The 16,505-nt window shown below is 67.8% G+C and carries 21 protein-coding genes; 4 read left to right on the forward strand and 17 right to left on the reverse strand.

The window, feature by feature from the left end; genetic code table 11:
- Window positions 1–88: 88 nt before the first annotated feature.
- The 3 genes from MKK65_RS05915 to MKK65_RS05925 form a co-directional block, all read right to left on the reverse strand.
- On the reverse strand, window positions 89–256 hold the full coding sequence (locus tag MKK65_RS05915) for a hypothetical protein (RefSeq protein WP_243956283.1): 168 nt from the start codon (window positions 254–256) through the stop codon (window positions 89–91).
- 14 nt (window positions 257–270) lie between these two features.
- Window positions 271–894: an acyl-homoserine-lactone synthase gene (locus MKK65_RS05920; RefSeq protein ID WP_058190100.1), complete on the reverse strand. Its 624-nt coding sequence runs from the start codon at window positions 892–894 to the stop codon at window positions 271–273.
- 123 nt (window positions 895–1,017) lie between these two features.
- Window positions 1,018–1,779 carry a LuxR family transcriptional regulator gene (locus MKK65_RS05925; RefSeq protein WP_243956285.1) on the reverse strand — a complete coding sequence of 254 codons (762 nt, stop codon included), beginning with the start codon at window positions 1,777–1,779 and terminating at the stop codon, window positions 1,018–1,020.
- Between the two features lie 133 nt (window positions 1,780–1,912).
- On the opposite strand from MKK65_RS05925, the gene MKK65_RS05930 reads away from it, so the two are divergent.
- On the forward strand, window positions 1,913–2,143 hold the full coding sequence (locus MKK65_RS05930) for a hypothetical protein (protein ID WP_058190099.1): 231 nt from the start codon (window positions 1,913–1,915) through the stop codon (window positions 2,141–2,143).
- A 163-nt stretch (window positions 2,144–2,306) separates the two neighbouring features.
- Here the strand turns inward: MKK65_RS05930 and MKK65_RS05935 are convergent, their stop codons facing one another.
- Both MKK65_RS05935 and MKK65_RS05940 read right to left on the reverse strand, forming a co-directional pair.
- The gene (locus MKK65_RS05935) at window positions 2,307–2,744 is read right to left on the reverse strand and encodes a DUF3429 domain-containing protein (RefSeq protein ID WP_243956286.1); all 438 of its coding nucleotides are present in this window, start codon (window positions 2,742–2,744) and stop codon (window positions 2,307–2,309) included.
- 188 nt (window positions 2,745–2,932) lie between these two features.
- Complete coding sequence (locus tag MKK65_RS05940) at window positions 2,933–6,151, reverse strand: hypothetical protein (RefSeq protein ID WP_243956288.1); 3,219 nt, start codon at window positions 6,149–6,151, stop codon at window positions 2,933–2,935.
- Between the two features lie 292 nt (window positions 6,152–6,443).
- Here MKK65_RS05940 and MKK65_RS05945 point away from each other — a divergent pair, with 292 nt between their 5' ends.
- Window positions 6,444–8,231 (forward strand): acyl-CoA dehydrogenase C-terminal domain-containing protein, encoded by a 1,788-nt coding sequence (locus tag MKK65_RS05945; RefSeq protein ID WP_243956290.1) that lies wholly within the window; start codon window positions 6,444–6,446, stop codon window positions 8,229–8,231.
- Window positions 8,218–8,748 carry a hypothetical protein gene (locus MKK65_RS05950; RefSeq protein ID WP_243956291.1) on the forward strand — a complete coding sequence of 177 codons (531 nt, stop codon included), beginning with the start codon at window positions 8,218–8,220 and terminating at the stop codon, window positions 8,746–8,748. The genes MKK65_RS05945 and MKK65_RS05950 overlap by 14 nt, the downstream gene beginning before the upstream one ends.
- Before the next feature lie 65 nt (window positions 8,749–8,813).
- Here the strand turns inward: MKK65_RS05950 and MKK65_RS05955 are convergent, their stop codons facing one another.
- The 3 genes from MKK65_RS05955 to MKK65_RS05965 all read right to left on the reverse strand — a co-directional run bounded on the left by MKK65_RS05955 (window position 8,814) and on the right by MKK65_RS05965 (window position 10,666).
- On the reverse strand, window positions 8,814–10,094 hold the full coding sequence (locus MKK65_RS05955) for an O-acetylhomoserine aminocarboxypropyltransferase (protein WP_243956293.1): 1,281 nt from the start codon (window positions 10,092–10,094) through the stop codon (window positions 8,814–8,816).
- A gap of 85 nt (window positions 10,095–10,179) precedes the next feature.
- Complete coding sequence (locus MKK65_RS05960; protein WP_243956295.1) at window positions 10,180–10,395, reverse strand: hypothetical protein; 216 nt, start codon at window positions 10,393–10,395, stop codon at window positions 10,180–10,182.
- Window positions 10,396–10,423: 28 nt separating this feature from the next.
- Window positions 10,424–10,666, reverse strand: a complete 243-nt coding sequence (locus MKK65_RS05965; protein WP_243956297.1) for a hypothetical protein — start codon at window positions 10,664–10,666, stop codon at window positions 10,424–10,426.
- Window positions 10,667–10,918: 252 nt separating this feature from the next.
- Here MKK65_RS05965 and MKK65_RS05970 point away from each other — a divergent pair, with 252 nt between their 5' ends.
- A complete protein-coding gene (locus tag MKK65_RS05970) occupies window positions 10,919–11,119 on the forward strand; it encodes a hypothetical protein (RefSeq protein WP_243956299.1) in 201 nt (66 codons plus the stop codon).
- Between the two features lie 404 nt (window positions 11,120–11,523).
- On the opposite strand, the gene MKK65_RS05975 is transcribed toward MKK65_RS05970, so the two are convergent.
- From MKK65_RS05975 to MKK65_RS06015, 9 genes are all read right to left on the reverse strand, one after another.
- Window positions 11,524–11,970: a hypothetical protein gene (locus MKK65_RS05975; RefSeq protein WP_056250388.1), complete on the reverse strand. Its 447-nt coding sequence runs from the start codon at window positions 11,968–11,970 to the stop codon at window positions 11,524–11,526.
- Window positions 11,958–12,272, reverse strand: a complete 315-nt coding sequence (locus tag MKK65_RS05980; RefSeq protein WP_056250390.1) for a PadR family transcriptional regulator — start codon at window positions 12,270–12,272, stop codon at window positions 11,958–11,960. Before MKK65_RS05980 ends, MKK65_RS05975 begins: the two co-directional genes overlap by 13 nt.
- An 88-nt stretch (window positions 12,273–12,360) precedes the next feature.
- On the reverse strand, window positions 12,361–12,720 hold the full coding sequence (locus MKK65_RS05985) for a hypothetical protein (RefSeq protein WP_056250392.1): 360 nt from the start codon (window positions 12,718–12,720) through the stop codon (window positions 12,361–12,363).
- A gap of 80 nt (window positions 12,721–12,800) precedes the next feature.
- The gene (locus MKK65_RS05990; RefSeq protein WP_147842675.1) at window positions 12,801–13,490 is read right to left on the reverse strand and encodes a hypothetical protein; all 690 of its coding nucleotides are present in this window, start codon (window positions 13,488–13,490) and stop codon (window positions 12,801–12,803) included.
- Between the two features lie 82 nt (window positions 13,491–13,572).
- Window positions 13,573–13,818, reverse strand: a complete 246-nt coding sequence (locus tag MKK65_RS05995) for a hypothetical protein (protein WP_147842676.1) — start codon at window positions 13,816–13,818, stop codon at window positions 13,573–13,575.
- A gap of 73 nt (window positions 13,819–13,891) precedes the next feature.
- Entirely contained in the window at window positions 13,892–14,230 is a 339-nt protein-coding gene (locus tag MKK65_RS06000; RefSeq protein ID WP_056250399.1) for a hypothetical protein, read from the reverse strand.
- 99 nt (window positions 14,231–14,329) lie between these two features.
- Window positions 14,330–15,451 carry a tyrosine-type recombinase/integrase gene (locus MKK65_RS06005; protein WP_243924973.1) on the reverse strand — a complete coding sequence of 374 codons (1,122 nt, stop codon included), beginning with the start codon at window positions 15,449–15,451 and terminating at the stop codon, window positions 14,330–14,332.
- A gap of 14 nt (window positions 15,452–15,465) precedes the next feature.
- Window positions 15,466–15,918: a hypothetical protein gene (locus MKK65_RS06010; RefSeq protein ID WP_056250404.1), complete on the reverse strand. Its 453-nt coding sequence runs from the start codon at window positions 15,916–15,918 to the stop codon at window positions 15,466–15,468.
- A gap of 54 nt (window positions 15,919–15,972) precedes the next feature.
- Window positions 15,973–16,467, reverse strand: coding sequence for a hypothetical protein (locus MKK65_RS06015; protein WP_147842678.1), 495 nt, complete (start codon window positions 16,465–16,467; stop codon window positions 15,973–15,975).
- Window positions 16,468–16,505: the final 38 nt, after the last annotated feature.

Raw genomic sequence — 16,505 nt, forward strand, 5'->3', positions numbered from 1 at the left:
GGTTTCGCGAACGGTCAAGCTCCAGCTGCGCTCTTGAGGGGAGTTTTCAAGCAGGGGCCGCGGCGGGATGTGCCACGGCCCCGTCCGATCAGGCTTCGGCCTGGAAATCCGGCGCGCAACTCTCTGCCAGTGCTCGGCCGACCTCGATCAGCAGCAGGTCGATCGCAGCCCGCATCAGCGGGTCTCCGACCGAATCGATGAGATCGCGCACCGTGAGGCACTGCACCGCGAGGGTGTCGAGTGGGGCATCGGTCATGTCAGAACTTCTCATCAGGCTGCCAGGTAGGCCGGCTCGGAGACCAGAACAGAACGGCTATCGCCGTGCACCGTGCGAAGGCGTGCCAGCGTGCGCTCGTCGAAGGCGGCAGTGGCGGCCATGATTTCCTCGCCACCGATCAAAACGGGCAGGCCCAGGGGCTGGGCACGGAAATGCAACTGGATGACGTGGATCATGTAGAGGGTCGGCATCTGCAGGAGCAGGCCGGTGAGGCCGTGCGCCATGCCCCACTCCACGATGCCGGTGAGCAGCGCGATCGAGACCGGATTGACCACCCGGCCCCGGGCGCGGTGCGAGCGGGCCACACCCTGGCGGGTCCATTCCCAAAGGTGCGGCCCGGCCGGTCGCTCGCCCTCGCAGAGTTGCGGATACACGTCGGATAAGAGGTGCGGGCGGGTGGTCGGCAGGAGTCGGCTGTAGCCGATGACCTTCTCGCCCTCCATGGCGAGGAAATGCACCGCCTGCGGCGTATCGAACTGATCAATTTCACGTCCGTCCGGCCGGGCCAAGTCCGTCCAGCCTTTCTCCTCAACGAAGATCTCGTGCCGCAGGCGCCAAACCTGTTCCATCGCATCGCTATATTGCGATGCGTTGGCTGGGGTAACCACATGAATCATGGAACAACCTCACGTCTCTATGCCGTGAGTGTCCCGCGTCGCCGGTCGAGTGTGTACTACGCAAAACCGTAGGGTTGCGTGTAAGGCCGACGACAATTGCGACCGTGAGTTTTGATGCTACCCCTAGGTTATCAGGCCGGCCCGCAGAGCCTGCGCCACGGTGTGCGCCTTGTTGACCGTGTCGAGCTTCGTGCGTGCCGAGCGCAGATGGTAGTCGACCCCTGACGCCGTGATGCCCATCACCACACCGATCTCCGCGTCGGTCTTGCCCTCGGCGGCCCATTGGAGAGTCTCGCGCTCCCGGGGTGACAGACGCACTGGTTCACCGGGCACAGGCCGGCTGTTCATCAGCAGCAATTGGCCCACGGCATAAGTCGCCACCAAATTGACGGCGATTCGGTCTGCCGCCTCAATCTCGATCGCCCCCCCAGAGAAGCTGATGCCGCCGGGTTCGCCATCGAGGGTCACGAACGGAATCGTAACGCCGGCCCGGATGCCGAACTCGGTGGCCTCGTTCATGACGCGGCCGGCTGTCGCCGTGTCGGGCTGCACGGCGCTCCAATCGAACGGCGTGGCGCTGGTGCAAAGCCGGCGAACCGTTGGGTCGTGAAGGGCGTAGCCGCGGGCAACGTAACGGCGGGCCCATTCCTCCGGCATGGTACTGGCGAGAACGTAACCGGCGTGACGGCGCGCTGGCAGATTCGGCTCCGGCACGATGCCGGCCATGACGTATGAAATTCCATAGCGTCCGAACGCACCGACCAGCAGACGAGCGATCTCGTCGGGCGTCGCGGCGCGATCGAGATCGCGTAAGATATTGAATGTCCTGTCGAAATGTTTCGATTGCGGCATGCTCGCCCCGAAATTTTGCACGTAGCGCGACAAATCGCAGGCCACCACAACCTGAGGATGGCATCTGTCGCGCTTCGGCGATAGGTTGGCCGCGAAATCTCTTCTGCGAGGCCGAACTCGCTTCGGCTTCGATATGTGACGCGGATCGCGTGCGAGCTTCGAGCCAATGATCGACGATGAGACGCCTCCGACCACGCGCTATCTGCTCGAGCGCATCGCCGAGACGCTGGACGTGTCGCCGTCCTATTTCTTCCGCGTCGAGTCCGCGATGGTCGATCCGTCCGGGCCAAGCGAGGCACAATGCGACGAGGCCGCGGCCCTGTTCCGGGCGATCAAGTCACCGACCCGCCGCGGCGCGGTGTTGAAGCTGCTCCGTGAGATGGCTGCAGACAGTTGATTGTTCCACCGCCCAGCGGTTGGTCGTTGTCTTCGGCGGGCGCAGTCAGCGGCGCGTCCGTGAAAAATGAATAAGCCGGAGCTTACAGCACCTCACGAAACGCCCGATTACCGGGCGTCATCTTATGCTCAAGACAGCGCAGAGGGCGTTTTTTGAAGGGCTTTTACGCTGCAACCAGCAGGGCGGCGCCAGCGACGCCAGAGAGCACGAGCCGCAGGCGGCCGAGCCAGAGAGGTACGAGGCCGCGGCGTGGAAGGTCCTGGTCGATCAGACCCCAGGCCAGTACGAGGGCACCGAGGACGCACAGATCCCAGGGCGCCGGCGCGGCCATCGCCGCCCAGGCCACCAGGGACGGCACGATCGCGATGACGTAATCGCCATTGCCGGAATTGCGGGCTGCGGCCGCGCCCCAGCGGATGCCGCCAAGGAACGACGCGATCACCGCCCCGTAAGCCGACAGGATCGTCCGCGGCGACAGGCCGATGCTGCTGAGGCCGCCATCGGTGCCCGAAACCGCCAGCGCCGCGAAACCCAAAAACGGGATGAGGCCGGCCACGCCGAGCACGAGCGCACTGATCGGGACGGGGTTCCGGTGCGCCATCCATCCTCCGAGCCGCCGAACAGGCAACGGCTACGCTTCTTTCACAGGGGCGGGTGCCGCCCACGCAGAGCGTTCCCGCATCGCGGCGGAGCGGTCAAGCTGGGATCAGGGCGGCAAAAGAGAGCATCACCCGGATCCACCGGGGCTGGATCGGCGGGTGATGCGTCGGGCGTCGCAGGCTCCGACCGCTACGACTTGCGCGGCGGCGGCGTGAAGGTGGTCGAGTTCGGCGTCGGCGCCCCGAGCAGCGACATCGGCGCCGTGATGCCCTCCTTCGGGGCGGGCGGCTCGTTGACCGCCGCGTCGATCTTGCGCGGCTTGAAGGTGGCGGCGAGGCTCTTGGCGCTGGTGAGGTCCGCTGGGTTCAGCTTGTTCGCCACGTCGTCGCGCTTCTTGGCCGCGTCGTCGTCGCCCTGCGCGGCAGCAGCCGAGAACCAGGCATAGGACTGCACCAGATCCTGCGTCAGGCCGAGGCCCCGGGCGTAGAGCACCGCCAGGTTGTACTGGCTGTCACGGACGCCGAACTCGGCCCCTTGCCGGAACCACGAGGCGGCCGACGCGAAGTCGGGCTTGCCGTTGGCGGCGGGGTTCTCTGCGTATAGCACCGCCAGATTATGCATCGAGCGGGCGTGACCCTGCTCGGCCGCGCGGCCGTACCAGAGCTTCGCCTTGTCGAGGTCGCGGACCAGCCCGGAGCCCTTCTCGTAATGGCCGGCGAGCTTGTACTGCGCCGGCGCATAGCCGGCGACCGCCAATTTCTCGAAGAGCTTCGCCGCCACAGCGAGGTCCCGCGGCATGCCACGGCCATCCGCCTCGCGGGTTGCGAGATCCCAGATCGCCGCGCCGTCGCCGTCCAGAGCCGCCTGCTTCACCTTGGCGAGGGCTGGCGGCACGGTGCCGAGATCGGCTTGCATCGTGTTAATGCCGGAGACCTGGGGCACCGCCGCCTTGGCGGGTGTCGTGCGTGCCTCGGCAGGCGGAGCGCTCGGCAGGGCCTGCGTGGTCAACGGATCGGCGATCGGTGCTTTGGGTGCCGGCGCCTCTGGAGCAGCCTCCGGGCGAGACTCCCGGGCAGGCTCGATGCGGGCTGGGGCGACCTGGGAGGTCTGGACCGGGGGGCGGGACACCTCCTCGGGCGTGCGCAGGCTGATCGCCTGGAGCGCGCCGAGTGCCAGCACGATAGCGGCGAGCCCGAGCAGCAGCGGCCGGCGGCGGCGGTTGATCTCGGCCCGCAGGCGATCGAAACGACTCTCCCCCGACGCCGTCAGCTCGCTCTCGCCCTTGTGGGCGCGCAGGTCCCGGCGATCGGCCGGCGCCTCTGCGGCGAGTTCCGCCTGAGCGGCTTGGGCGGCACGACGGGCCGCCGCAATGAAACTGGTCTTGATGTCGGTTTCGCCGCCCGCATCCAAAGCTGGTCGGCCGCGGGCGGGCTCGGTCGAGCGGTCCCGCGTAGCCCGGCGGGCCGTGGTGTCCCGAGCCGCGCGCGCCTCGCGTCCCGGACGCCCGCTCCCTGGCTCCAGCAGGTCGTCGGCCAAGCGAGACGCTTCAGACGCGGCGGCGCGGGTGATCTCCGGGCTCGTGGAGGCCATCAGACGCTCGTCGAGGGACGGCGCCCGTGCATTCGCGGTTTCGACCGGGCCGAGCCGATTGACGAGGCGTTCGAGAGCCGATTGCACACCTTCGAGGGTGGCGCCGAGGCGCTGGTCCGATGCGATCTGCCGCGCCTGCATGTCGGCGAGGCTCGCGCGCAGGAGACCGATCTCGCCGAGATCCGCGCTGGGGATGCTGGATCCCTGCAGCGTCTGGGCCACCGCATTGCGTGCAGCACGCTCGACTGCGGCCTCGCTGGGCGCCGATTCGCGCAGGGCCGCGACCTGCTGGAGCAGGTCGTCCATGGTGCGCTCGAGGCCGGCCAGGGCCGGATCGCCACCCCGGGGGGCGTCGAGCCTGCCGGCCAACGTGACCACCTGCTTCTCCAGGGCGTCGAGGCCCTCGTGTTCCGAGCGGCTGCCGACCTGATCGACCTTCTCGGCAAGGCTGCGCAGCATCGCGTGAATCGAGGCCATGTCGCCGGACTGGGCCACGTCCCACTCCCCGACCCGGTCGAACCTCTGGTCGCGCGTGTAGAGGCCGTCGACCTTGTCGGCCAACGTCTGGATCTGCTCGGAGATGGCCGTCGGGGCCGCGGTGCGGACGTCGCTGCGGATCTCTTCCAGAAGCGGGCGCAGGCTCGCATCGGTGCCGGTCCGCTGCAGCTGCGCGATCTGAGCACTCACGGCTTGCAGGCTGTTCGCCAAGCCCTGAATGCGCTCCGGACCGGCCAGGGCCCCGATCAGACGGCGGATCTCTTCGAGTTCGCCAAACAGGCCGGCCAGCGTATGCCCGTCCGGACCGGCCGGGCCGGTCGCGGCGACGCTGTCGAGACGCTCGGCCAATCGGCGGACGTCGTCGGCCACCCGGGTATGAACATTCTCTGCGACCTGCTCAGCCAAGCGCTCGACCTGCGCCCGGACCTGCTCAATCGGCGCAGCGATGGCGGCGAGATCTGTGCCGACCTGCGTTCGCTCGATGCCGTGAGCGAGCGAGTTCACCGCCTGTTCGAGAGCACCGACATCCCGGCTCGTCGCCAGTTGGTTGATCGCCTCGCGCAGGCGCACGGTCTCGCGCTGGAGTTCAGACACGGCGACCGACGGTGCGGTGATCTCCTCGACACGGGCCTCAAGGCGGCGGGCGAGGTCCATGCGCATGCTCGCCACGACGCCACCATCGGATTGGCCAGCCGTCACCGCACGCTCGCCGACGCCCTCCGACAGCTCACGCTGGCGCTGGCGGATATCCTGGACGGCGCTGCGGATCTCGACCACGTCCGGGCGCCCGCGGCGGATTGCGGGGCGCGCGGAGGCGAATTGCTCGCCGAGTTGCGACATCCGCCGCTCGATATCGCCGAGACGCTCGGTCACCTGCTGGACCGGCGTCGCCTTCAGAGCACGCTCGATCCGAGTCTCGATCTCGGCCAGACGCCGGGCCTCGGATTCCTGGGTTAAACGCCGCTCCTCATCCAAGGTCCGGTTGAGGCCATCGATGCGGCTCATCATGGCGGCGAAGCCCGGGTTTTGAAATTCGGTACCGTGGTCCGGGCGGGACTCGGACTTCCGCTCGAACAGAGCGGCGGCCGGGTCCGGACGGTCGTGGTGAAGCTCGGCGTCGGGCCGATCCTCAGGAAGGCCGACTTTCTCGGTGCGCGGGCGGCGACGCGGGCGCCGATTCCCCTGCACGCTCTGCTGCTGGGGCACCACCGAGGCGATCCAGGTCTCGAGCGGGACGCCCGCTCGCGCCGCCACGTCCCGGGCGGCGTCGAGCACCTCCGGATCGAAACTGTCGAGCTGCGGCATGGCGTTGCGGGTCATCGGTGGCCTGTCGTCGGCAGCGTTCGGCGTTGATCCTGTTCGCGGGACGGGACCGGAAGACGGTATCCACGGAACGCGGGTGCCGGATCGTTCGAGGGGACCTTTAACTTTCTTGGTAAACACACGGTTAAGGTGAGGCCGGCCCAGTAATCCTCGGCGCAGGCGTGCAGGCCCCCGATACATCCCGTCCCAGCGACGGCGGAGCCGTTGCTCCGGACGCGATGGCGCGCTTAGATGCTTGCAAACGGGCGGGCCGAACCCGTCGATCAGCCCGGCAAGGGGGAATCAGTTCATGCCGCATTACCGCGCCCCGGTCGACGACACGCTGTTCCTGCTCAACGATGTCCTGGGCTTTCATAGCCGGGACAATCTCGCCGGATTCGCCGACGCCTCCCCGGACGTGGTCGAGGCGGTTTTGCGCGAGGGCGCGAAGCTCGCCGAGGAGGTCCTAGCCCCGGTGAATCGGGCCGGCGACCTCGAAGGCTGCCGCCGCGAGGCCGACGGCAGCGTCCGCACGCCCACGGGCTTCAAGGCCGCCTACGACGCCTACGCCAAGGGCGGCTGGATGGGCCTGTCGGTGCCGGAGGAGTTCGGCGGCCAGGGGCTGCCCCACACGCTGAACACCGCGATGCAGGAATTCGCCTCGGGGGCGAACCTCGCGCTGGGGATGTATCCGGGCCTGACCCAGGGGGCGATGGCGGCGCTCCTGGTCCACGGCACGGAGCAGCAGAAGGCGCTCTACCTGCCCAAGATGGTCGAGGGCGCCTGGACCGGCACGATGAACCTCACCGAACCGCATTGCGGCACGGATCTCGGGCTCCTGAAGACCAAGGCGGTGCCGAACGGTGACGGCTCCTACAGCCTCACCGGCACCAAGATCTTCATCTCGGCCGGCGAGCATGACCTTGCCGAGAACATCGTCCACCTGGTCATCGCCCGGATCGAGGGTGCGCCCGCCGGCACCAAAGGCATCTCGTTATTCGTTGTGCCGAAGATCCTGGTGAACCCGGACGGTTCGCTGGGTGCACGCAACGGCGTGTCCTGCGGCTCCCTCGAGCACAAGATGGGCATCCACGGGAACAGTACCTGCGTGATGAACTACGATGGTGCCACGGGCTGGCTGGTCGGCCAGGAGAATCGCGGCCTCAACGCCATGTTCGTGATGATGAACGAGGCGCGGCTGGCGGTCGGCGTCCAGGGGCTCGGCCAGTCCGAGGTCGCCTATCAGAACGCCGTGGCCTACGCGAAGGAGCGGCTCCAGGGCCGGGCGCTGACCGGCGCCAAGGCCCCGGACAAGGCGGCCGACCCGATCCTGGTCCACCCGGATGTCCGCCGCACCCTGATGCAGATCCGCGCCTTCAACGAGGCCGCCCGCGCCCTGATGCTCTGGACCGCCCTGCAGGCGGACATCCTCCACCGGTCCGAGGACGCCCAGGAGCGCCAGACCGCCGACGACCATCTCGGCCTGCTCACCCCGGTGGTGAAGGGCGTGCTGACTGATCGCGGCTTCGCCAACGCGGTGGACGCGCAGCAGCTGTTCGGCGGCCACGGCTATATCGAGGAATGGGGGATGTCGCAGTTCGTGCGCGATGCCCGCATCGCCATGATCTACGAGGGCGCCAACGGCATCCAGGCCATGGACTTGATCGGCCGCAAGCTGCCCAAGGACGGCGGCCGGGCGATGATGACCTTCCTGAGCGAGGTCCAGACTTTCCTGAAGGACCACGGCGAGGATCCGGCGATGGCGCCGTTCACCCTGCCGCTCCAAGCCGGGCTGAACGACCTCCAGGGCGCCGTGATGTGGCTGATGCAGAACGCCTTCGCGAAGCCCGACAATGCCGGCGCGGGCGCCACCGACTTCATGCACCTCTTCGGCCTCGTGGCGCTCGGCTACATGTGGGCGCGGATCGCCAAGGCGGCCCACGCCCGGAACGCCGAGGAAGCCTCGCCGCGCTGGTCGGCCAAGCTCACCACCGGCCGGTTCTTCATGGAGCGGATGCTGCCGGAGACGAGCCTGCGGCTGGCACGGATCAAGGCCGGGGCGGAGAGCACGATGGCGCTGGCGGATGAGGCGTTCTGACGGGATGGTCGGCAGCGCACGCCGCTTCATTCTTACCGCCGAAGGAGATTTCAAGATCCGGGCGCCTCGCCCGGAGGATATCGCCGAGACAGCCGCGGCGCTGTGCCCGCAGGCCGGATGCGGGTTCATGATCCTCGAGGAAGACTGCCCCGACGGATGGGGAGACTACGTTCAGGCCGCGGGCGGCCGCGACGCCAAAACCGGCGAGAGTCGGATCACCGTGGAGCGGCGCGTGTATGTCCGAGATGGGAACGGCGGCATGGACCCGCGTCGTCCGTTCCAGCATCTCGTCGCCGGGAGGCCGGGACAGGGCGCGGCGAAGCCCGCGCGTATCGAGACGAACAGCTATCAGGTGACCGTTCGGGCGAATGAGGTGCTGTCGACGCGGGACGTCGTCGCGATCATGACGGCATTCCTGGCGCGTCGCGAATTGCCGAGCGCCTATGGCTGGCGTTCGAATCGCGAGGAGGTCGAGGAGACCGTCCGCGAAACGGAGGCCTGGCGCCGTCAGCACTGACGGCAAGCTACAGACCCGGGGGGACTTTCAACCCTGCGGCGAGGTTCTCGGTCTCGGACGCCGCTTCACGCGCTCAACGCGCCGTCCAGATCCTCGATCAGATCCGCCGGATCCTCCAGCCCGATCGATAGGCGCACCACCTCCGGCCCTGCTCCGGCGGCGCTCTTCTGCGCGTCGGTGAGCTGGCGGTGCGTGGTCGAGGCCGGATGGATCACCAGCGAGCGGGTGTCGCCGATATTGGCCAGGTGCGAGAACAGCTGCAGGTTGGAGACGAGCTTCACGCCGGCCTCGTAGCCGCCCTTCAGCCCGAAGGTGAAGACCGCGCCGGCGCCGTTGGGCGTGTAGCGCTGCGCCAGCGCGTGGTAGCGATCGGTCTCCAGGCCCGGATAGCTCACCCAGGCCACGGCGTCGTGTTGCGCCAGATGCTTGGCCACCACCAGGGCGTTGTCGGAATGGCGCTGCATCCGCAGCGGCAGGGTCTCGATGCCGTTGAGAATCAGGAAAGCGTTGAACGGCGATAGGGATGGGCCGAGATCGCGTAGGCCAAGCACCCGGCACGCGATGGCGAACCCAAAATTGCCGAAGGTCTCGGCCAGAACCATGCCGGAATATTCCGGCCGGGGCTGACTCATCATCGGATAGCGGGCGTCCCCCGCCCATTGGAACGAGCCGCCGTCGACGATCAGGCCGCCGATCGAATTGCCGTGGCCGCCGAGGAACTTGGTGGCCGAGTGCACGACGATGTCGGCTCCGTGCTCGAACGGCCGGATCAGGTATGGCGTCGCCATGGTGTTGTCGACGACCAGCGGGATGTTGTGCTTTTTGGCGACCTGCGAAAGCGCCGCGATATCGGTGATGACCCCGCCGGGATTGGCGATGGATTCACAAAAAATCGCCTTGGTGCGCGGAGTGATCGCCGCCTCGAACGAGGCCGGGTCGTCGTTGTCGGCCCAGGCCACCGACCAGCCGAAGTTCTTGTACGAGTGGTTGAACTGGTTGATCGAGCCGCCATACAGCTTGTTCGAGGCGACGAACTCGTCCCCCGGCTGCATCAAAGCGTGCATGGTCAGGAACTCGGCGGCATGGCCCGAGGCCACGGCGAGCGCCGCGGTGCCGCCTTCCAGCGCCGCGATGCGCTCCTCCAGCACGGCGTTGGTCGGGTTGGTGATCCGCGAGTAAATGTTGCCGAAGGCCTGGAGCCCGAACAGCGAGGCGGCGTGGTCGACATCGTCGAACACGAAGCTCGTGGTCTGGTAGATCGGCGTAGCCCGCGCGCCGGTGGCTGCGTCGGGCGCGGCGCCGGCATGGATCGCCAGCGTGTTGAAGCCGGGCAGGCGGTCGGTCATCGTCGGGTCTCCTCGCACCGTTTCGCCTGTATGCCCGCCCGGGAGCGGCGCGCAAGGTTTCGACGTGACGCGGCGCCGGCGATGCCTACAGGTCGTGGGCGGCCCCGATATCGACATGCGGCTGCCCGGCATCGACCAGGGCCCGATCGACGGCCTCGATCGCCAGCAGGGTCCGGGTCAGGTCCTCGGCCATCGAGATCGGGGCGACGTCGAGGCCGCCCAACCGCTTGGCGATGGCGTTCCTCTGCCGCGCCAGGGCGCCGCGCGCGCGCTTCAGGTCTTCGACCTCGTCGACGGTCATCCGCTATCCCTTTCTCGGCCCGAGCCGATCAATCGCCGGGCATCCAGTCGATGTTCGGCCGCTGCGCAAGCATCCGGTCAAAGTAGTTGGCCACCGCCTGGGCACCATCCGTGTGCATCATCGCGACCGGATGCGCGAGGTAGGCGCGGGCCAGATCCATCGGAATCTGCCCGGCCTGGAGGGCTTTCAGCACCTCGTCGATAAATGCGTCGTTGGCCTCGTTGAAATCGCTCGACAGCTTCTTGCGGTCGTTGAGCGCGTTGATCGACATGCCGTGTCCTCTGCTGCGGAGTCGGGATTCACCCACGAAAAAGATCGGAGGCGGTCTTGCAAGTCTTTGAGCCACGTCAGGAAATGGCGGGTCGCATCCGGGTGCGACCATCTGGTCGAACCGACGCGCCACTCAGATCTTCGTCGTCCCCGAACAGTCGATGCAATTTGTACGAGCGTGCGATTGCACACTTAAGTAACCGTGCGGCGCAGTGCCTTGGAGCGGAAATCCTGTGTGGCACGTTAACAGGCCATGTCGATCGGTCTGATACCCGCCCACAGCGTCGAAGTCATTCCCTGCGCGAGCGATCCGCGGTGCTACCGCTGGATCATCCGGGCCGGCGGCGGCGCGGTGGTCGAGCACTCGCCCTACGCCTTCGTCACGCAGAACGGCGCCCGGATCTCCGGGGAGTGCTGGATCCGTGAACATTTCGCAGACGGCATACGCGGCTGAGCCCACAGCCGCCGCGGGCTCTTCGCAGAGAACGGCATTTCGGCGCCGGATTTCGGTTGCCCAGGATCACGATCCACGAAAGCGTCGAAGAATAGGCCGTCCGCCCGTTCTGGGTCACGGACCGAAGGCGTTTGATACCGAGACGCGGTAGCCCGAAAAGCAAAAAACGCCCATGCGGGCGTTTTGCGAAGATCCGGTTGGGAAGGAAAACTGGAGCGGGCGAAGGGATTCGAACCCTCGACCCCAACCTTGGCAAGGCTCTCACCCCGCCGCAACTTTCCTAGGGACCGGCGTCCGGCCCGTCAATTCCCATGCAACGCCGTTCGATTGGATCGAGCGCCATGCACGGCCATGCGGGCCGGATTTCGTAATTGCGGGGCCATTCCGGGACCCCGCTCCGGGCGTCAGATATACACGTACCGCCCATCCTTCAGACGCATCCGGATCCCCAGGACGACGACGAAGGCTCCCGGCAGGATCTGGAACAGGTAGCTCACCAGGTACAGCCAGGGCGCGCCGGCCATCGCGGACATGATCGCCTCCGCGGTGGATCCGACCAGCATGAGGCCGGAGCCGAGGATGAGCGCGTCGAGGCTGTAAGCCCGCTTTGGCTGCGGCTCGGTCCTCAGGATCCCGCCGACGCTCCACCAGCAGCCGAGAGCATGCCGGAGCTGATCGAGCTTGGTGTCGCAGTCGGCGAGGTGCGATGACCACTCCTCGGCGTAGGACTCCCGCTTGCCCTCCGGCAGCCGGGCGGCCGCCTTGCGGATGAGGAAGCGGGCGAGCCTCGGGCAGCGGTCGTAGAGGTCCGCGCCCAGGATGTTCATGAGCAGCCCGATCAGGAGTTCCATGCGAGGGCTCCTTCCGGCGCGACCTGGTACTCGGCGAACGCGGCACGGGCCCGGGCGCGCCCTGCCATCGTCAGCGTGTAGAACCGTCGCCTCGGCCTCCCGGCCTCGCTCGGTTCCACCTCCTCCCACTTCCCCTCGACCCAGCCGGCGGTCTCCAGCCGGGCGAGCATGGGGTACATCGTCCCCGACCCGATGCGGGCGGACTTGCTGATCTCCGCGCCCGACCTCCCCTCAAGGGGAGCCGAGAGCAGGAACTTGAGCGCGCGCAGGGTCGTGTCGGAGAGCCGGACGTCCTCAGCCATGGTGTACCTCGAAAGTCGACATAGCCCCCTATATCGACTTTCGACTACGCTTGTCTAGTCCCTGGTCCTTCCGACGCAGGGCCCGCCCTCAGGCCAGTGTCGCGAGGTCGGCTTTGTCCTCCTCCGGCGCCGCCGGGGCCCACTCCATCCGGATCTCGGCCGCGCGGCGTTCCAGGTCCTCGGCCGCTCGGATCGCGAGACGCCGAGTGGGCTCGAACAGGGCATCGGGCACGGGGCGGGAGCCCGAAATCCACTGCGACACCTGCGCCTGGGTGATGCGCCGGCCCGCAACTTCCGAGAGCGCCGTCGCGAAGAAGCTCTGCCAGCGCGGCCCGAAGGCTCGCTCGCCGAGGCTGATGACGCCCCGTCGGATGAGGATTTGAGCCTCGGTCAAACCCGAGAGGTCGACCTTGGCCTCGCGGATCGGCTTGGGGAAATCGAAGGACACGGTGCGGGCTCCTGCGCAGGACGGGCGTTTCAATTCTACACCGGCCGCCCCGTGATGGGGGGCCGGTGGAGGTGCAGGCTTCAGGCGGCCTCGACTTCGAGGAGGTTTTTGATCCCCCGGCGGATGCGCTCGGCGCCCTCGTGCAGGCCCTGGTCGTTGCCGGCCTTCCAGCCGAGGATCGCCATCTCGACCTCGCGGCGCGTGACGTCTCCGGGGAGCGAGAGGATCGGCCTGCCACCCACGCGGACTTGGATGCTCATGCCTCCCGGCGCGCCCCACGCCCACCACCCCTGACCGCGGACGTCGTACCCGGGGAACTGGCCGATGCGATCGCACGCGACCTCCTCAAGATGGCGCACCTGCAGGTTTCGCAGAGTCGCAATCAAGTGCTCGCGTGCCTCCCAGCGGTCGTGGCCGGCGCGTCCGTGGCCGGTCATCCGAGCTACCTCTCCGACGAAGGTCCTGGCGGCGTAGACGGCCCTCTCAGCGGCCGTCCACTCGTCGTCCTCGGTCGACTGGCGCAGCGTCGGTGCCGCGGCGGCGTGCGGCTCCAGGGCGGCGGCGACGGTAGCGTGGTCGTCGGAGGTGCAGAAGTCGAACGTGAGGATCGCGGCAACGGCGGGGTGCTCCGGGAAGGCGCGTTTGGCGGCGGCCCGACCCTCGGCGTCGATCGTGCCGAGGGCGCCGAACATGGCGTAGACGGTCGCGTCCTCGTCCCGGGACGGGGACGCGGCGAGCACGGCCTCGATGGCGGGGATGGCAGCTTTCATGGGTGTGGTCCTTCCGGAAGGGCTGGGTTCGGTCCTGAGGCCCGGGATCGGGAGGTCTCTCACCCCTCCCGAGGGGCGGGCCTCAGTCGCCGGAGAGGCGGCGCTCGGCGCGCTTGCGCAGCACGGAGGCCTCGATCGTGCGGGCCGTCGGGCCGGTGCGCACGTGCACGGTCGCCTCGCGCTCGAAGTCCCGCTCGCCCTCGTAGCGGCGGTAGACGCCGACCCGGACGATCCAATTGCCGTCGAACCTGAACTCGCCCTCGGTCGTCAGGCGCAGGCCGTCGTCGAAGTCCACGCCGTCGTTGTCGAAGTCCACCATCCTGGCCATGTCCGGATCCTCTGTGCTGGGGGTAGGGTTCTCGCCTGAGGCCGGGGGGCGATCCCCCGGCCGGTCCGCGCCCTCAGTCGGCGCAGACCTGGGAGTCCTCCCAGATCTCGGCCTGGAGCTCGGCGTTCATGACGCCATGGCCGTCCTCGGCGCCGCCGGCGACGACGATGTCGCGGTACGTGCGGCCGTTGATCCTGTGCTCATTGCCCCAGCAGAGGACCGAGCCGTCGCCCAGCACCGCGATCGCATCGGAGCCGAGGTCGTCGAGGTCGACCGTGGCGGTCTCGGTGGGGGCGGAGAGGGCCGCGATCTCGGCGAGCGCGGTGTCGAGGTCGGACTGGGTGATGATTTCGTTCAGGGCGTGCTCGACGGCCTGGTTGTGGGCGACGTTGGCGGCGGTGAGTTTGGACATCGGTGCGGTTCCCTCGGGGAGACCGTCTCCCCGTTGCTTGTAAATATACAAGCAACGGGGCCGAAAGCAAGGGGTGCTTGTAAAAAATAAAGCTCCGCGTCAGGCCGCCGCAGCCGCCTTCTGGTAGGCGCTCGACGTGTGGCCGTAGACCTTGAGGACCATGGCCAGCGACATGCCGAGGTACTCGCTCACCTCCACCGGAGGCACGCCGGCGCGGAGCATGATCGTTGCCCTGGAGTGCCGGAGGATGTGCGGCGTCGGCCAACCCATCTCGTCGGCGTCGCCCTCGGCCTCCTCCGAGAGGTAGCCCTCCTCCTCCTCGGGCAGGTCGGCGGCGAGGCCGGCCGACAGGTCGGTGACGCGGTGCGTCCCGTCGATGTCGCGCCGGTCCAGGCAGGCCCGGATCGCGGCCATCCTGAACCCCTTGCTGACCCGCTTCACGGCGGCACCGTTCCGATGGACGACGCGCGACACGCCGGCCGCCAGGTCCTCCTCGCGCCACTCCTTGAGGAGCGGGAGCAGGCGATCGTGGATCCGGCACGGGGGCTGCCTCTTGCGGGATGCCGGCGCCTCGGGGCCCTCGCGGAACATCGTCACCGTCGGGAAGTCCACGTACCCGGCGACCTTGTGCTTGCGCCAGCGCAGGTCGAGGACGGCCGCGCTCCGGGTGCCCGAGTAGAACGCGATCTGGAGGAACCGCACCAGCTGGTCGCCGGGCTCGTGGCGCAGGCCCTCGATCGGCTGCCAGTACGGCTCGCGCGTGGCGATGTCTGAGGAGAACCAGCGGAACCCGGAGGCCGCCTTCAGGAGGCGCTCGAACTCCGATTCGGTCAGCCAGTCCGGATGGCCCTTCGAGGCCTTGGGCAGTTCGAGCACCGGAACCGACGAGAGGTTGTACTCCCGATGCCAGGCGTTGATGGCGGCCGACAGGGTCCCGAGCTCGCGCCGGGCCGTCGACGTCGAGATCGGCTTCGAGATCTTCCAGCCGGGCTTCGTGTAGCGCTCGCTCGTCCGCTTCTCGACGTAGTCGCGGCACGTCGATCCACGGATCTGCGCCAGCGTCAGGCCCCTCAGGATGCGAAGTAGGTGGACGATGTGCTGGCCGACCAAGGCGGCATTCTTCGTGCCCTCCATGCGGGCGCCGTAGAACGTCAAGCAAGCGGCGACGGACACCAGGCGGGGGTTGGAATTCGCCGGGTCGTCGTGATCCGGCGAGGCCATGAGCCGCTCTCGGGCTAGGCGCCCTTGCTCCGCGATGTGGAGCGCGAGCTCCTCTTGAGCCGCGCCGCGAGCTGCAAGGCCGTGTCGTGTTCTGCGCTTGTAGCGCTCGCCATCGATGAAGTCTGCGATTGCCCAGACCTGTCGCTTCCGGTCGAAGACAAGGCGGGAGGGTTGCTTGGGGCGAGCCACGTATTTCTCCAGTCGAGCAGGTATTGGCGGGTCGTGTAGATCGCGTGTCCGGGCTGCATCGATTTCAGTCGATGAGGATCCGGGGCACGCGTCGCGGCCCGCAGCTGCGCGGTGGAGAAGGTCGGGAAGCCTAGGGCGTCCGCTAGCTCGGGGGCCCACGCGGCGACGTCGAGCGACATCAGCGTGTCCGTACCGGCCATGGAGGCCTCGTCGCGGGCGCCGTCCGAGAAGTCGAACGGGCCGGCGTGAAGGACGAATGTGGGCTTCGAATTGAGCATGGTGCGATTCTGAATCGAGGGGGCTTCGACTGCAACGGCAAATAGAGGCCGCGGTTAACACGGCGGGGGATGGTTACTGGGACATGCTCGAAGTCCCAGCGTTTCGGCCGTCCGCGTGTAGGTCCGGTTCGGGCGGTACCGGCGGTAGATCTGCCGCATCGCGTCATCGACGGCCTCGGCGCTATCGTCCTCGAGGAGCTCCGCCGACGCATCGCCGTCGTCGGATTCCGAAAACCGAAAGACGATGTACTGCCGCCCCAAGGTCGGCCGCCATCCGAAATGGGCCGGGCACGCGTCCGGGTCCCGCCGGCGGAAGAGCAGGAGCCGCCCCTCCTCGACGCCGAGGATCTCCCCCAGGAACTCGTCCTCCGGATCGCGGGAGAGGTGGGAGTCCCCGTCATCCCTCGCCGTGAACGGCGGACTGGCCGTCACCAGATACCCATGCTTGATCACGCAGCGATCGAGGCTGTGGGCCTCGGTGATGCTCATGTCGAACGTGATCGACAGGGGAGCGGACGGGGTCGGGGCGGGCTTCTTCTTGGTGGCCATGGTCAGGTGTCCTTGTGTTCGGTGGAACGCGCAGCCTT

It is taken from the genome of Methylobacterium sp. J-001 (assembly GCF_022829565.1).
Taxonomy (GTDB): domain Bacteria; phylum Pseudomonadota; class Alphaproteobacteria; order Rhizobiales; family Beijerinckiaceae; genus Methylobacterium.

What these genes read in the sequence shown, in the direction of transcription:
- MKK65_RS06015 (WP_147842678.1), bottom strand. Translation starts at nt 16,467, where the DNA reads ATGGCCACCAAGAAGAAGCCCGCCCCGACCCCGTCCGCTCCCCTGTCG.
- MKK65_RS05970 (WP_243956299.1), top strand. Translation starts at nt 10,919, where the DNA reads ATGTCGATCGGTCTGATACCCGCCCACAGCGTCGAAGTCATTCCCTGC.
- MKK65_RS05975 (WP_056250388.1), bottom strand. Translation starts at nt 11,970, where the DNA reads ATGGAACTCCTGATCGGGCTGCTCATGAACATCCTGGGCGCGGACCTC.
- MKK65_RS05955 (WP_243956293.1), bottom strand. Translation starts at nt 10,094, where the DNA reads ATGACCGACCGCCTGCCCGGCTTCAACACGCTGGCGATCCATGCCGGC.
- MKK65_RS05995 (WP_147842676.1), bottom strand. Translation starts at nt 13,818, where the DNA reads ATGGCCAGGATGGTGGACTTCGACAACGACGGCGTGGACTTCGACGAC.
- MKK65_RS05950 (WP_243956291.1), top strand. Translation starts at nt 8,218, where the DNA reads ATGAGGCGTTCTGACGGGATGGTCGGCAGCGCACGCCGCTTCATTCTT.
- MKK65_RS06010 (WP_056250404.1), bottom strand. Translation starts at nt 15,918, where the DNA reads ATGCTCAATTCGAAGCCCACATTCGTCCTTCACGCCGGCCCGTTCGAC.
- MKK65_RS05930 (WP_058190099.1), top strand. Translation starts at nt 1,913, where the DNA reads ATGATCGACGATGAGACGCCTCCGACCACGCGCTATCTGCTCGAGCGC.
- MKK65_RS06005 (WP_243924973.1), bottom strand. Translation starts at nt 15,451, where the DNA reads ATGGCCTCGCCGGATCACGACGACCCGGCGAATTCCAACCCCCGCCTG.
- MKK65_RS06000 (WP_056250399.1), bottom strand. Translation starts at nt 14,230, where the DNA reads ATGTCCAAACTCACCGCCGCCAACGTCGCCCACAACCAGGCCGTCGAG.
- MKK65_RS05915 (WP_243956283.1), bottom strand. Translation starts at nt 256, where the DNA reads ATGACCGATGCCCCACTCGACACCCTCGCGGTGCAGTGCCTCACGGTG.
- MKK65_RS05965 (WP_243956297.1), bottom strand. Translation starts at nt 10,666, where the DNA reads ATGTCGATCAACGCGCTCAACGACCGCAAGAAGCTGTCGAGCGATTTC.
- MKK65_RS05960 (WP_243956295.1), bottom strand. Translation starts at nt 10,395, where the DNA reads ATGACCGTCGACGAGGTCGAAGACCTGAAGCGCGCGCGCGGCGCCCTG.
- MKK65_RS05990 (WP_147842675.1), bottom strand. Translation starts at nt 13,490, where the DNA reads ATGAAAGCTGCCATCCCCGCCATCGAGGCCGTGCTCGCCGCGTCCCCG.
- MKK65_RS05920 (WP_058190100.1), bottom strand. Translation starts at nt 894, where the DNA reads ATGATTCATGTGGTTACCCCAGCCAACGCATCGCAATATAGCGATGCG.
- MKK65_RS05945 (WP_243956290.1), top strand. Translation starts at nt 6,444, where the DNA reads ATGCCGCATTACCGCGCCCCGGTCGACGACACGCTGTTCCTGCTCAAC.
- MKK65_RS05980 (WP_056250390.1), bottom strand. Translation starts at nt 12,272, where the DNA reads ATGGCTGAGGACGTCCGGCTCTCCGACACGACCCTGCGCGCGCTCAAG.
- MKK65_RS05935 (WP_243956286.1), bottom strand. Translation starts at nt 2,744, where the DNA reads ATGGCGCACCGGAACCCCGTCCCGATCAGTGCGCTCGTGCTCGGCGTG.
- MKK65_RS05940 (WP_243956288.1), bottom strand. Translation starts at nt 6,151, where the DNA reads ATGACCCGCAACGCCATGCCGCAGCTCGACAGTTTCGATCCGGAGGTG.